Below are 14051 nucleotides of genomic sequence, written 5' to 3' on the forward strand. Positions count from 1 at the left end.
TGGTCGAGCTGTTCGGTCTCGCCCGCGAGCTGAACATCGACGCCGAGGGCATCGACATGGGCCCGTCCCCGACGGACGCCGCCCTGGCCGCCGACCTCGCGCTCCCGATCGAGGAGCTCGAGCTCACGGTTCGCTCGTACAACTGCCTCAAGCGTGAGGGCATCCACTCCGTGGGTGAACTCGTCGCCCGCTCCGAGGCCGACCTGCTGGACATCCGCAACTTCGGTGCGAAGTCCATCGACGAGGTCAAGGCGAAGCTGGCCGGCATGGGCCTGGCCCTCAAGGACAGCCCGCCCGGATTCGACCCCACGGCCGCTGCCGACGCCTTCGGCGCCGACGACGACGCGGACGCGGGTTTCGTGGAGACCGAGCAGTACTGATCCGGTACTGAGCGTGTTCCACCTCCGGGGCCCGGAAGGGCCCCGGATCTCTGACAGACAACCGTCTGCTCAGATACTGACCTCGGTACCTGGTACGGCCGGGGCAGACACACAGGAGAAGAACAATGCCGAAGCCCACCAAGGGTGCCCGTCTGGGCGGCAGCGCCGCGCACGAGAAGCTGCTCCTCGCGAACCTGGCGAAGAGCCTCTTCGAGCACGGCCGCATCACCACCACCGAGGCGAAGGCCCGCCGCCTGCGCCCGTACGCCGAGCGTCTGGTCACCAAGGCGAAGAAGGGCGACCTTCACAACCGCCGTCAGGTGCTCCAGGTCATCACGGACAAGAGCGTCGTCCACACGCTCTTCACCGAGATCGGCCCGCGCTACGAGAACCGCCCCGGTGGCTACACCCGCATCACCAAGATCGGTAACCGTCGTGGCGACAACGCGCCCATGGCTGTCATCGAGCTGGTCGAGGCGCTGACGGTTGCCCAGCAGGCGACCGGCGAGGCCGAGGCCGCCACCAAGCGTGCGGTCAAGGAGGCCGAGGAGACCAAGGCCCAGGAGACCCAGGTCGAGGAGACCGAGGCTCCGGCCGAGGAGTCCAAGGACGCCTGAGGCTCTGCCTGACGCTGGAAGCGGGTCCGCCCTTCGGGGCGGGCCCGCTTCCGCGTTTTTTGAAAAGGACCTGTCCTGAGAGGATTCCCGAGTGAGTGACGAAGTACAGCCCGGGTACGTCCGTGTCCGCCTCGACCTGTCCTACGACGGCACCGATTTCTCCGGGTGGGCCAAGCAGGCCGGTGGCCGGCGGACCGTGCAGGGCGAGATCGAGGACGCGCTGCGCACCGTGACGCGGTCGCGGGAGACGTACGAGCTGACCGTCGCGGGGCGCACCGACGCAGGGGTGCACGCGCGGGGCCAGGTGGCGCACGTGGACCTGCCCGAGGGGGTGTGGCGCGAGCACCACGAGAAGCTGCTCAAGCGGCTTGCCGGGCGCCTTTCCAAGGATGTGCGGGTGTGGGCCCTCAGGGAGGCGCCCAGTGGCTTCAACGCCCGTTTCTCGGCCGTCTGGCGGCGCTATGCGTACCGGGTGACGGACAACCCCGGGGGCGTCGACCCGCTGCTGCGCAACCACGTCCTGTGGCACGACTGGCCGCTCGACGTCGACGCCATGAACGAGGCCGCGCGGGCGCTGCTCGGCGAGCACGACTTCGCCGCGTACTGCAAGAAGCGGGAGGGCGCGACCACGATCCGTACGCTCCAGGAGCTGAGCCTGGAGCGGGGTGCGGACGGCATCGTCACCGCGACGGTGCGGGCCGACGCGTTCTGCCACAACATGGTGCGCTCGCTGATCGGCGCGCTGCTGTTCGTCGGCGACGGCCACCGGGGCCCCGAGTGGCCCGGGAAGGTACTGGCCGCGGGTGTGCGCGACTCGGCCGTGCACGTCGTACGACCGCACGGGCTGACCCTGGAGGAGGTCGGTTACCCCGCCGACGAGCTGCTGGCCGCCCGGAACAAGGAGGCCCGGAACAAGCGCTCGCTCCCGTCGGCGGGGTGCTGCTGAGACCTACCGGTTCGCTGCGGCCGAGGCCTGGGCCTCGCCGCGGCGCCAGATCTGGCGGAAGGTGAACTCCTGCAGGTCGTCGCTGACCGCGAAGGCCTTGGTGTCCTTCTTGGTGACGTTCTTGCCGTTCGTGAAGCCGGTGATCGTGAAGTAGCCGTAGCGGCCGACGGCGTTGCGGGTCGAGAAGCAGATCGCGCCGTCGCAGAAGGACTTGACGCCCTTGCCGGACAGTGAGCGCACGATGCTCTTGTCATCGGTCTGGGACTTGGCCTTCGCCGTCTGGGCCGCGGTGTCGAAGACGGCGACGCCGACGGTGACCGCGATGCCGTCCTTGGTGTAGGTGGCCCGGATCACGCGGGTGCAGCCGTTCGCGGTGAGGATCTTGGGCAGGGTCGCGTCGGCGGCGGAGGCACAGTTCTTCGTGTCCGCGGTGGCGCCCTTCTTGTACACCGTGCTGCCCATGGTCAGCTGGGTGCCCGGGAACAGCGTCTCGGGGCTCAGCGGCGCGGTGTCCTTCTTGGCGCTGGATATGAAGTCCCTCGGGTCCAGCGGCGGCGGGGCGCTGGTCGGTTCGAAGGACGGCGCCGTGGCCGTGCCGCTGGGCAAGGAGGCGCTGGCGGGCAGGCTGGTGGGGTTGCCCGAGGCCTTGTTGTCGCCGTTCGCGGACACGACGGCCATCGCGACGGCGGTGCCGATCCCGATCGTGGCGAGCGCGCCGCCGCCGATGAACAGCAGCCTGCGACGCTTGTTCCGGGTCTCCGAGGCCTCGGCCAGCGCGGCCCAGTCCGGAGTGCCGTCGTCGCTCCCGCTGCTCCACGGCTGCTGGGAATTAGGTTTCCAGGGATCCCACTGAGACTGGGGTCCCCCCTGCCCGTAACTCATGGGGCGCATCTTAGACGGGGGGCGAGGGGTGCTGGGGTGCCCCGGTCGGCATGCCTTGTTTGTCCGTCGACATGAGGGGGAAGAGCCTCGTTTTGACCCTGCCGGGGGCGCCCAGGTATTCTGCCTCTTCGTTGTGTATTGGCTTGCTCATTCTCACGGGACGGGCCCTTACACCGGTCCACCGGGCCGATGACCAGCGATCAGCACGCGGTTTGCGTCACCGTGGTGCGGTCGAGGCTGTCGTGATCGTTTCGGTGACCTGTTCAGGACCATTCACTCGAAGCGAAGGCTACGAACCGTGCGTACGTACAGCCCCAAGCCCGGCGATGTGACGCGCCAGTGGCACGTCATCGACGCTCAGGACGTTGTCCTGGGTCGTCTCGCCACCACTGCCGCCACCCTTCTCCGGGGCAAGCACAAGCCGATCTACGCGCCGCACGTCGACGCTGGTGACTTCGTCATCATCATCAACGCCGACAAGGTGCACCTGTCCGGCAACAAGCGGACCCAGAAGATGGCGTACCGCCACTCCGGCTACCCGGGTGGTCTGCGCTCCGTCCGTTACGACGAGCTGCTCGACAAGAACCCCGAGAAGGCCATCGAGAAGGCCGTCAAGGGCATGCTCCCCAAGAACACGCTGGGCCGTCAGATGCTCTCGAAGCTGAAGGTCTACAAGGGTGACGTGCACCCGCACGCTGCGCAGCAGCCGGTGCCGTTCGAGATCACCCAGGTCGCGCAGTAAGTCCGGCCACCCCCTAAGACTGAAGAGAATCTGAGGAGAATCGTGGCCGAGACCACTGCCGAGCAGCCGATCGAAGAGATCGACATCGAGAGCTACACCACCGAGTCCGAGGTCCCCGTCGAGGGCGAGTACACCTCGGAGTCCCTGGCCTCCCGTTTCGGTGAGCCCCAGCCGGCCGCCGGCCTGGGCCGCCGCAAGAACGCCATCGCCCGCGTCCGGATCGTCCCGGGCACCGGCAAGTGGAAGATCAACGGTCGCACCCTTGAGGACTACTTCCCCAACAAGGTGCACCAGCAGGAAGTCAACGAGCCCTTCAAGGTGCTCGAGCTCGAGGGTCGCTACGACGTCATCGCCCGCATCGCGGGTGGCGGTGTCTCCGGTCAGGCCGGTGCGCTCCGTCTCGGTGTCGCCCGTGCGCTGAACGAGGCCGACGTCGACAACAACCGCGGCCCGCTCAAGAAGGCCGGCTTCCTCCGCCGCGACGACCGTGCGGTCGAGCGCAAGAAGGCCGGTCTGAAGAAGGCCCGTAAGGCCCCGCAGTACAGCAAGCGCTAACCAGCAGCTGCCTGCTCGTACTCCGAACGCCCCGGCGGCACGCCACATGTGCCGTCGGGGCGTTCGTTTATCCCGGCCAAGGGCGTATAACGACACAAGACGCTCAAAGGCCGGTGTGATCGGATGTTCAGCCGTCTGCCATCATTCCCGGCAGCAATGAAGCTTCCCTTGGAGGACACGTGGGACGACTCTTCGGTACGGACGGCGTGCGTGGTGTCGCCAACGCGGACCTGACGGCCGAGATGGCGCTCGGCCTGTCCGTGGCGGCGGCGCACGTGCTGGCCGAGGCGGGCACCTTCGAGGGCCACCGGCCGACGGCGGTGGTCGGGCGGGACCCGCGTGCGTCCGGGGAGTTCCTGCAGGCCGCCGTGGTCGCGGGCCTGGCCAGCGCCGGCGTGGACGTGCTGACCGTGGGCGTCCTGCCGACGCCGGCGGTGGCGTTCCTGACCGGCGCGCTCGGCGCGGACCTCGGCGTGATGCTCTCCGCCAGCCACAACGCCATGCCGGACAACGGCATCAAGTTCTTCGCCCGCGGCGGCCACAAACTCGCCGACGAGCTCGAGGACAAGATCGAGGCCGTGTACGAGTCGCACCGGCACGGCGAGCCCTGGGAGCGGCCCACCGGTGCCGGGGTCGGCCGCGTGCGGTCGTACGACGAGGGCTTCGAGCAGTACGTCGGCCATCTGCTGGCGGCGCTGCCGAACCGTCTCGACGGCCTGAAGATCGTCCTGGACGAGGCGCACGGCGCGGCCGCGGGGGTCTCGCCGGAGGTGTTCTCACGGGCCGGTGCCCAGGTCATCACGATCGGTACCGAGCCGGACGGGCTCAACATCAACGACGGCTGCGGCTCCACCCACCTGGACAAGCTGAAGGCCGCGGTGCGCGAGCACGGCGCGGACTTCGGTGTAGCGCACGACGGTGACGCCGACCGCTGCCTGGCCGTGGACCACACCGGCGAGGAGGTGGACGGCGACCAGATCCTGGCCGTCCTCGCGCTGGCGCTGCAGGAGCGCTCCGAGCTGCGTTCCGACACCGTGGTCGCGACCGTGATGTCCAACCTGGGCTTCAAGCTGGCGATGGAGCGGGCCGGCATCCACCTGGTGCAGACCGCCGTGGGCGACCGGTACGTGCTGGAGGAGATGAAGGAGCACGGGTACGCCCTGGGCGGCGAGCAGTCCGGGCACGTGATCATCCTCGACCACGCGACCACCGGTGACGGCACGCTGACCGGGCTGCTGCTCGCGGCGCGGGTGGCGCAGACCGGTCGTACGCTGCGCGAGCTGGCCGCCGTCATGGAGCGGCTGCCGCAGGTCCTCATCAACGTGCCGGACGTGGACAAGTCCCGCGTGAAGACGTCCGCCGACCTGGCCGCCGCCGTCGCCGAGGCGGAGCGGGAGCTGGGCTCCACCGGGCGCGTGCTGCTGCGTCCCTCGGGCACGGAGCCGCTGGTCCGCGTGATGGTCGAGGCGGCGGACATCGAGCAGGCCCGGTCGGTCGCCGGGCGGCTCGCCGACGCCGTGAAGTCGGCCCTCGGCTAGGGGGTTTCGTTTGGATCAGCCCGGGTCCGCGACGCCCGGCACGGCACCTCGCCGCGTCGTCGGACCACCCGGGTGCGCCCGGTACGCGGGTGCTCCTCCGTCTTGCGATGCACCGCACCGGACGCCGCGGCCTGATCCGACCTGATCCAAACGAAACCCCCTGGCCACTTCCCGCTTTTCCCCCGCCGGCCCGGAACCGCTTCCGGGCCGGCGGTGTCTTCGGGTCACAGCTTGCGCAGCCGCAGCCGCTGGACCTTGTGGTCCGGGCCCTTGCGCACGACGAGCGTGGCCCGGCCTCGGGTGGGGGCGATGTTCTCCACCAGGTTGGGCTTGTTGATCGTGCGCCACTGGGTGCGCGCGTAGTCGAGGGCCTCCTCCTCGGAGACCTGGGTCCACTTGCGGAAGTACGAGGACGGGTCCTGGAAGGCCGTCTGGCGCAGCTTCTTGAAGCGGTTGAGGTACCAGCTCTCGACGTCGTCGGTGTTCGCGTCGACGTACACGCTGAAGTCGAAGTAGTCGGCGAGGCCGACCCGGGTGCGGCCGTCCTTGCCGGGCAGGGCGGGCTGCAGGACGTTCAGGCCCTCGACGATCAGGATGTCGGGCCGGCGTACGACGAGCTTCTCGCCCGGGACGATGTCGTAGATGAGGTGGGAGTAGACGGGGGCGGTGACCTCCTCCTTGCCCGCCTTGATGTCGGCGACGAACCGGGTCAGCGCCCGGCGGTCGTACGACTCGGGGAATCCCTTGCGCGACATCAGTCCGCGGGCCTGGAGCTCCTGGGTCGGCAGCAGGAAGCCGTCGGTCGTGACCCGCTCCACGCGGGGGTGCTCGGGCCAGCGGGACAGGAGGGCCTGGAGCAGACGGGCCACGGTCGACTTGCCGCACGCCACGGATCCGGCGATCCCTATGACGAAGGGCGTGCCCGACTGCGAGCCCCCCTCGCCCAGGAACGTGTTCAGGGCGCTTCTGAGCCCGTCCGTGGCGCCGACGTAGAGGTTGAGGAGGCGGGAGAGCGGGAGGTAGATGTCCCGCACCTCGTCGAGGTCGATGACGTCGCCGAGGCCGCGGACCTTCTCGACCTCTTCGGCGGTGAGCGGCAGCGGAGTCTTGTCGCGCAGCGCGCTCCACTCGGTACGGGTGAGGTCGACGTAGGGAGTCGCCTCCGGCTTGGGCCGGTGGGCGCTCCGGGGCATCGAGGAGACCGGTGAGATCACAGTCCATTGTTAACGGAGTTTGAACGGGGGTGCGGGGTGGGGTGCGTCACGTGGGCAGCGGACCCGTGACACGCCGCAGGGGCGGGCACGCTCGCGGGGCGGCTCAGGCATGAAGAAACCCCGCCAGGGGTCACCTGGCGGGGTTCGACCTCATCGATCTGTCGAGATCACTCTTCGTTCAAGGCAGCTCGCAGGTAGGCGATCAGATCACCGGCCGGAACCTCGGCCCAGTCGGCCCCGGGCACCCCGACGCGCATGACCTCATACCGTTCCCCGTCCGACTCGTGCACCAGAACCTGACGGCTCGTTCCGTCCAACGGAGCAACCTGCAGACGCACGGCACCGTGCGTGATCGTCGGGAACATGTTCCGCAGTACCTCATCCGCACGGAGGCGGCGCAGAAGGTTCCACTGCCGCCGGTGGAAGTCGGACGACAGGAGGTCGGACCACTGCGAAGAGGTCGGCTCTCCGCTTTCGAGCGCTCTGGCGAATTCGTCGAGCTCCAAGAACCCGAACCTCTCCGCCAGCTCGTCGAGCGGTATGCCTTCCCGCCATGCGGCGATCGCTTCCACAAGCAGTCCGAGGTCCTCCGTGGAGCCGATCTCCCACTCGAACCCGGGAATGCCGACACTCAACCGGAAAAGACGTTCCTCGGGCGCGGGATCGACCAACAGGAAACCCCTCGCCGTTTGGATGCTGACGACGTCGACCGCCCACGGAGCCAGCCCGGTGTCGCATCCGCGCAGCCGTGCTGCCTCTCGCATGGCTGGTCCCAGGCCACCCGAAGCGGTCACGTCCGGGTACAGGTCTTTCCGGTGGGTGTTCATGTTCATTGGATTCCTCAGCAGCGGCAGTAGGGGAATTTGCCGCCGTCTACAGGCTTGAGTTCCCCCAACTTCGACAGATCCGGCATGTCTATCTTTTTGAACTGCATGGTGCCATCGGCCATCGGATAGTAGAACCTCACCGAATCCCATGCGCGTTGACCATTGGCGACGGCTCTCGCGATCAAGGACATCTCGTAGTCCGTGGCCTTTGCCCCGGCCTCACCGCCCAGCAGGCCGCGCTTGGCAGCGTCCATGAAGTCTCCGTACCGTTCCAGTCCCGTCATGTTGACGTGCAGCTCCACGCCCGGGTCGGAGATGGCCTTCCTCGCCAGCGCAGCGAAATCCTGCGGGAGCGCGATGGAGAAGGTGGTGAACTTGTTCTCGGGAAGCCGAGCCCACTCGTCGAGCGCCCCATTTCTCTGCCACCCCAAGGCGACCTTGCAGTTGTGAACAAGGATCGGGGTGGCGCCCGCGAGCACGAAGAAGGTGTGCAGATCGCCGACCGTGAAGTCGTAAACCGTACGCGGAGACAGGCCCGGGCGGTCGAGGAGGGCGGTCACCGGGTGGACGGAACCGTCCGGGGTGCGCAGGCGGTCACCGACGTGCAGGTCGGAAACCAGCGTCCATCCGCGGTGGACCACGTAGAACCTGTGGCCGGCGGTGCTGGTCAGCTTCCCCCCGTCGGCAACGGTGATGTCCACCAGCCGCTGGGTTTCGTGCTTGAAGGTGTCGGTGACCTGCCGGGTCCGCAACTGGCCGGTGGCCGGATCCATGGCCCTGACGAGGTCCCCCACGCCCACCTGGCTGATGGGCCGTTGTGAGCCGTCCGCCATGAGCACCTCGGTGGTGCCCGGGAAACTGTTGGTTTCGCAGGCGGTCCGCATCTCCTCGGAGAGCCTGGCCGTTCGCTCGATCTCTGCCATCGCCTCCGCGTCGATGGGCAGCGCGCGCAGCGCCTTCAGCGCGTCGGCGACTCCGACGCCGGACCGCAAGGAGGTGTTGAGCGCCTTGATCGCCTTGGTGATGTCGCCGAGTGCGTTCTCTACCGGGACGTAGGTCGCGTAGGCCCAGGCACAGCCGCTGGCGCTGCCGTGGAAGCAGTCCATCATGTCGTCGGCGAAGAAGGAGAACAGGATCGTTCCGGCCACGTCGCCGAAGAGGCTCTGCCATCCGGCGCGGACGATGTCCTTGCCGGAGAAGTGGTGCTGCCAGTTTTCGATCTTGACGTTCTTCAGCGTCGCCCGCTGAAGGAACTGCCACGCCGACTTCGGGCAGCCGTCCGCGGTGGCCTGCGCATTTTCATCCGTGCACAGGTAGAAGTCGGCCTTGTAGGTGACGACCAGATCGTACGCGGCGTCGCAGCCCTTGATGGCTGCTTCCGGCATCCCGGGGCACGTGCCGATCTGCTTGGAGCTGACGATCTCCACGGTGGACTCGTCCGGGACGGCGAACACACCGGGAATGCCCGTACCGGACCCCTTGGCCGCCTCCTTGTTGGCCTGCGCCCTTTCCGCCCTGTCGGCGGCGTCCTGGGCTTCCTTGGCGTACTTGGCGGCGTCCTTGGCGGCTTGTTCGGCCTCGGTTGCCGCGGCGTCGGCTCGGTCGGCGGCGGAGCGGGCGTCCTTGGCGTCCTGTTCGGCCTGGGCGGCGGCGGAGCGGGCGGCGGAGGCGTCGAGTTCGGCGGCGTCGGCGCTGTCGCGGGCGTCCTTGGCGTATCCCTCGGCGTTGCCGGCCGCCTTGTCGGCTGCTGCCGCGTCGTCGGCGGCCTGCTTGTCGTAGTCGATGGTGCGGGCCAGGGACGCTGAGGCCGCCGCTGCGGCCTTGGCGGCGTCGGCGGCGTAGCCGAGGGCGTCCTTGGAGTAGGTGCGGGCGTCGGCGGCGTACTGGGCGGCGTTGGCCGCGTGCTGGTAGGCCTCCTTGGCGTCGCCCTTGGCCTGGTCGGCGAGGTTCTTGGCCGCTTCCGCCTCGGCCGCCGCGTTCTTGGCGTGGGCGTCGGCGACGGCCTGCTGCTGTTCGGCGATCGTCTTGGAGTTCTGTCCGGTCAGGACGACGAGGCCGGCGGCCGAGTCGGTGTCGACATACGCGGAGCCCAGCTGGATCGCGTCGTTGGCCGGGTTGGCGACCTGCTTGGCCGCTTCACCGGCGTCCACGGCCGCCTGCGCGGTGACGTGGGCGTAGCCGGCGGCCTTCGCGGCGGCGGCCAGCGCGTTGCCGGCTTCCTTGTTCGCGGCGTCCGCCTGGGTCTTGGCGTCCTTGGCGTGCGCTTCGGCCTCGTCGGCGAGCTTGACCGCCGTCTTGGCCTCGGCGGAGGCGTCCTGGGAGGCCTTGATGGCATCCGCCACCGCGCTGGTCGCGGTCTTCACCGCCGCGTCCGCCTTCAGCTTGTCCGCCTGGGCGGCGTCCGCGTCGGAACGGGCCCGCTTGGCGGCGGCCTCGGCGCGGGTGGCCGCGGCGTCGGCGTCGGCCGCCGCCTGGGTGGCGGCGTCGGCCTCGGAGCGGGCCTGGGTCGCAGCGGCTTCGGCGTCGTCGGCGTGCTTGTCGGCGTCGTTGGCGGCGGCGCGGGCGGCGTCGGCGGCGTCGCCGGAGTCCAGGGAGTCGGCGTAGGCGTCCTTGGCGTCGGCCTTGGCGCGCGCGGCGTCGGCCTTCTGCTCGGCGTCCCACGCGTCGTCGCGCATGGCCTTGGCGTGGTCCTTGGCCGCGACGGCGTCGTCCCGCTTGCCCTCGGCGGTCTTCTCGGCGGCCTCGGCCTTGTCCTTGGCGTCCTTCGCCTTCGTCGCCTCGGACTCGGCGTTCCTGCGGTGCTCGGCGGCCTCGGCCCGGCTGGCGGCGGCGTTCTCCTTCTCCGCCTTGGCCGTCTTCTCCTCGGCCTCCGCCGCGAGCCGCTTGGCGTGCGCGTCGGCGGCGGCCGCCTTGGCGTCACCCTCGGCCTTCAGCGCGTCGGAGAGCTTGGCCTCCGCGGTCTCCTTGTCCTTCTTGGCGTTGTCCCGGTGCACCTTCGCGGCGTCCGCGGCGGCCTTCGCCTGCAACTCCGCCGCCTCGGCAGCCTTCTTGCGGAACTCCGCCTTCGACTGGGCGGCCTGGGCGAGGGCGCGCTGCGCGATCGTCGCGCTGTCCCCGGCCGCGGCACGGGTCGCGGCCTCGGCGGTCTCACCGGCCTTCTCCAGGGCCTGAAGTGCGGCAGCCGCGCCCTTGGTGACCTGGTCCTTCTGCAGACCGACCAGCAGACCACGACCCCGCGGCGCACCGGCCGCGTCGGCGATGCCATAGGCGGCCTGGAGCGCGGTGTCCGACGTGGTCGCCGTCTTCTGCGCGGCCGCCAGCTGCGCCTTGAGTACGGTCAGCTGGCTCTTCGCGGCGCTCTGGGCGGCCGTGAGACCGGACTTGGCCTTGGTGAACTGGGCCTTGTCCGGGTAGTTCGGGCTGTCGTCGCCGGTGTGCCCCTCGGGGACGAGGCGGAACTTCTGCGCGGCGGAGCCGTTGCAGGTCGACAGCACGGCGTCTTTGCTGTTGTCGAACGTCGGCAGGTGCAGGCACTTGCCGGTGGCCGCGTTGCGCAGTTCGCCCGCCGAGCGGACGTCGAACTTCCACTGCTGGGCCTTGGCGTTGCCGCAGTCCCGGATCTGGATCTTCGTGCCGTCGGCGCTGTTGCCGTTCAGCACCTCCAGACACTTGCCCGAGTTGATGTTGCGCAGGGTGTAGCCGCCGTCGTAGGAGCCCCACATCTGCCACTTCTGGCCATTGCCGCCGTTGCAGGTATAGACCTGGACGGGGGTGCCGTTGGTCTTGCCGGCGCCCTGGACGTCGAGGCACTTGCCGGCAGCGCCCGGCACCTGGATGACCAGCGGAGCGTCACCGATGTAACCGATGCCACCGGCGGACCAGTAGTCCTGCCAGCGGGTGATGTGGTCGGCGACCCAGGACTGCCCCAGCATGTCGGAGAGGGCCTTCGCACCCTTGGCCAGGGCGTCGGTGGCGTCCTTGTTCGCGTTGACGATCTGGTTGCGCTGGGCGGCCTGCGAGGAGATCTCCTGCTGCCACTCGCCGGCCGCGGTCGCCGTGACGTCGTCGAGAACCCGGTCCGGGTCGAGCGGGTCACGCCACGCACACGAGGCGAAGCGGGTCTTCAGGTCCTCGACCGCGATGCGGTACTCCGGCGTGCCCGGCTGCGGGGCGGTGCGCGGGAAGCCTCCCGAGGACAGGAAGACACGGGCGTCGTCGGCGCCCATGTTGGCGTTGCTGAAGCCGTGCATCCACTCGAAGGCGTTGTGCTCGTCGAGCGCCCGGTTCCAGTCGGGCCGTTGCGGGTCCGGGCTCTGCGCGTACAGCGGGTTGCCGAGATCGTCGACGGCCTTGACGGTCTTGGCGTCGGCCTTGGGGGTGGAGTCCTTGTAGAAGTCGTCGTCGTTCTTCCAGAACCGGTCGGCGACCCAGGTGGACAGACCCGTCTGCTCGTAGAAGGTCTGTTTGCCGTCGCCCGGCGATCCGGGCGGCCAGTGGAAGTCCGCGTCCGTGAAGCCGACCGGGGTGTTCAGGCCCGACAGGGGCTTCTGCCATCCGTCCCGGGCGGCGGCGAGGTCGTCCAACTGCTTGCCTGCGGCGTCGCGGTCGCTCTTGTAGGCGTCGGCCAGCGGCGTCTGCTCCCAGTGGTTGCGGTTGGCGAGGACGTGGAGTTTGTCCGCCGGCTGGTTCAGTCCGTCCTGCGCGGTCGCGGCCATCGACGGGCCGCCCAGTCGCAGGACGTCGGCCATCAGGCACTGGTCCTGCCGCAGTTGTTCGGCGGCCGTGTCCTGGTACCAGGGGTCGGAGTCGCCCACCGGCTCGGTGTTCGGCTTGATCGAGCCGGGCTGGACCGCGAGACCGGCCACGACGGCCAGCGCTGCCGCCGAGGTGACGGCGGAGGTGAGTGTTCCTGCTCTCCCGAGTCTTCGTGACCTGGGCAGGCGGAACCATGGTCTGGGGTGCAAGGAGCATCCCTTTCTTCGTTCAAGGGGGGCGTGGGCCGTGAGGGCGGCCGAAGAGCAGGGAGCGCAGATGCGCCGCGTGGTCCTGAGGGGGACTCAGGAGGACACGGCAGCGGCTGAGTCGATGTGTGCGGGCGCCCGATGCGACGGCATGGCGATGCAACCCCTCCCCGTGAGCGACGGCGTTCCCCCGGTCGCTGTGCGATGTGCGCGACGGTGGACTGGTCAGGTTCCCGTCATGCGCGGCGCCACCATACGCAGGTGCGAACGGGGGCGTACAGGGGTTCGTTCTGGGCGGGCGGGCGGTGGCCGGAATCTTCCTGCGTCCGGTGGCCCGCAGGCCGAGCACCGAGTCCGCCCATCTATGGAGTTTCTGTGCACTTCATGTGTGCGCGGGCGGCACGTCGGTAAGCGTCGACCGCTCAGAGTTGGCCGATTTTCGCCCCTGGTAATGCCGGCCGGGTGGCCATGGGGTGCGTCACGTGGCCGAAGGGCCGGGCGCCGAGCCCGTCAGCGGGGAGTTGTCGGCGTACCTGACCTCGTAGACGCGTTCCGTGAACCGCCAGCCGTCCGGGGTGCGGCGGTAGCGGTCGTGGTAGACGGAGTGGTTCGCGTGCGAGGTGCCGTCGCGCATGCGCCCGAACTCCGCGATGTACGCGCGGCCTTCCGCGGCGTCGCCCGTGAGCCGGATCGTGCCCGGGTGCACGTTCTGCACGAAGTAGTCCCAGAAGCCCTGCAGCCGCTCGATCCCGGCGCGGATGTCCGCCCGGCCGGTGAACTCGGCGACGCCGGGTATCCGCCAGACGCCGTCCTCGGTGAACAGGGCGGCGAAGCGGTCGTAGTCGCGCATCATCCCCGCGTCGGTGAACTCACCGCGCAGGGCCTCGATCTCGAAGCGGTCCGCGAGGGACTGGAGGTCGCTCATCAGTTCTCTCTTCTCGTGTCGAAGTGTCGAAGCGCGTCAGCCGGTGAAGGAATGGGGGCCGAAGCGGCCCCACGCCACGAAGGCGGCCAGGGCGAGCAGGACCAGGTTCACCGCGACGGCCTGGGCCTCCTGGCGGCGCAGGTGCGTGATCACCGCGCCGGTCATCAGCAGCACCCAGCCGACGGCGGCCAGCGGCACCAGGACCGGCGCGACGTGGAGCGCGGCGGGCAGGATCAGGCCCGCCGCGGCCAGGACCTTGAGGGCGCCGATGACCTTGACGGTGCCGTCGCCGAAGTCCTCGACCCAGGCCCAGCCGGAGGTGGCCAGCTGCTGCCTGGACCGGATCAGCAGCATGGCGCCGCCGGCCAGGGAGCCCACGGCCAGCAGCGCCGCAGTGATCCACAGAGCGATGTTCACGAGGGTTCTCCCAGGGGAGTGGATGTGTCGGTCTCAGCGGTACGACG

At 69.3% G+C, this 14051-nt stretch carries 12 protein-coding genes; 6 read left to right on the forward strand and 6 right to left on the reverse strand.

Going from position 1 to position 14051, the window contains the following annotated elements; genetic code table 11:
• From FB157_RS14000 to truA, 3 genes are all read left to right on the forward strand, one after another.
• Positions 1-380: DNA-directed RNA polymerase subunit alpha C-terminal domain-containing protein (locus FB157_RS14000; protein WP_308435782.1), on the forward strand; the 380-nt coding region annotated here is incomplete at its 5' end.
• Positions 381-505: 125 nt separating this feature from the next.
• A complete protein-coding gene (gene rplQ / locus FB157_RS14005; protein WP_145879478.1) occupies positions 506-997 on the forward strand; it encodes a 50S ribosomal protein L17 in 492 nt (163 codons plus the stop codon).
• 91 nt (positions 998-1088) lie between these two features.
• A complete protein-coding gene (truA, locus tag FB157_RS14010; RefSeq protein ID WP_145879480.1) occupies positions 1089-1943 on the forward strand; it encodes a tRNA pseudouridine(38-40) synthase TruA in 855 nt (284 codons plus the stop codon).
• A gap of 3 nt (positions 1944-1946) precedes the next feature.
• Here truA and FB157_RS14015 read toward each other — a convergent pair whose 3' ends face one another.
• On the reverse strand, positions 1947-2825 hold the full coding sequence (locus tag FB157_RS14015; RefSeq protein WP_145879482.1) for a hypothetical protein: 879 nt from the start codon (positions 2823-2825) through the stop codon (positions 1947-1949).
• 298 nt (positions 2826-3123) lie between these two features.
• Between FB157_RS14015 and rplM the strand changes: the two genes are divergently transcribed.
• The 3 genes from rplM (at position 3124) to glmM (ending at position 5660) form a co-directional block, all read left to right on the forward strand.
• On the forward strand, positions 3124-3567 hold the full coding sequence (rplM, locus tag FB157_RS14020) for a 50S ribosomal protein L13 (protein ID WP_145879484.1): 444 nt from the start codon (positions 3124-3126) through the stop codon (positions 3565-3567).
• A gap of 42 nt (positions 3568-3609) precedes the next feature.
• A complete protein-coding gene (gene rpsI / locus FB157_RS14025) occupies positions 3610-4122 on the forward strand; it encodes a 30S ribosomal protein S9 (protein ID WP_145879486.1) in 513 nt (170 codons plus the stop codon).
• Positions 4123-4301: 179 nt separating this feature from the next.
• A complete protein-coding gene (glmM, locus tag FB157_RS14030) occupies positions 4302-5660 on the forward strand; it encodes a phosphoglucosamine mutase (protein ID WP_145879488.1) in 1359 nt (452 codons plus the stop codon).
• A gap of 224 nt (positions 5661-5884) precedes the next feature.
• Here glmM and coaA read toward each other — a convergent pair whose 3' ends face one another.
• The 5 genes from coaA to FB157_RS14055 all read right to left on the reverse strand — a co-directional run bounded on the left by coaA (position 5885) and on the right by FB157_RS14055 (position 14004).
• On the reverse strand, positions 5885-6853 hold the full coding sequence (coaA, locus tag FB157_RS14035; RefSeq protein WP_186581519.1) for a type I pantothenate kinase: 969 nt from the start codon (positions 6851-6853) through the stop codon (positions 5885-5887).
• A gap of 188 nt (positions 6854-7041) precedes the next feature.
• Positions 7042-7707, reverse strand: a complete 666-nt coding sequence (locus tag FB157_RS14040) for a hypothetical protein (RefSeq protein ID WP_145879492.1) — start codon at positions 7705-7707, stop codon at positions 7042-7044.
• An 8-nt stretch (positions 7708-7715) separates the two neighbouring features.
• Positions 7716-12665, reverse strand: coding sequence for an RICIN domain-containing protein (locus tag FB157_RS14045; protein ID WP_145879493.1), 4950 nt, complete (start codon positions 12663-12665; stop codon positions 7716-7718).
• 475 nt (positions 12666-13140) lie between these two features.
• Positions 13141-13587 carry a nuclear transport factor 2 family protein gene (locus FB157_RS14050; RefSeq protein ID WP_145879495.1) on the reverse strand — a complete coding sequence of 149 codons (447 nt, stop codon included), beginning with the start codon at positions 13585-13587 and terminating at the stop codon, positions 13141-13143.
• Between the two features lie 36 nt (positions 13588-13623).
• Positions 13624-14004 carry a DoxX family protein gene (locus FB157_RS14055; RefSeq protein ID WP_145879497.1) on the reverse strand — a complete coding sequence of 127 codons (381 nt, stop codon included), beginning with the start codon at positions 14002-14004 and terminating at the stop codon, positions 13624-13626.
• Positions 14005-14051 lie beyond the last annotated feature (47 nt).

The organism is Streptomyces sp. BK340 (assembly GCF_007827595.1).
Classification (GTDB): domain Bacteria; phylum Actinomycetota; class Actinomycetes; order Streptomycetales; family Streptomycetaceae; genus Streptomyces.

Bases quoted from the DNA above. Each gene is read 5' to 3' on its own strand.
- FB157_RS14015 (WP_145879482.1), bottom strand. From the start codon at position 2,825: ATGAGTTACGGGCAGGGGGGACCCCAGTCTCAGTGGGATCCCTGGAAA.
- FB157_RS14050 (WP_145879495.1), bottom strand. From the start codon at position 13,587: ATGAGCGACCTCCAGTCCCTCGCGGACCGCTTCGAGATCGAGGCCCTG.
- FB157_RS14040 (WP_145879492.1), bottom strand. From the start codon at position 7,707: ATGAACATGAACACCCACCGGAAAGACCTGTACCCGGACGTGACCGCT.
- rplQ (WP_145879478.1), top strand. From the start codon at position 506: ATGCCGAAGCCCACCAAGGGTGCCCGTCTGGGCGGCAGCGCCGCGCAC.
- coaA (WP_186581519.1), bottom strand. From the start codon at position 6,853: ATGCCCCGGAGCGCCCACCGGCCCAAGCCGGAGGCGACTCCCTACGTC.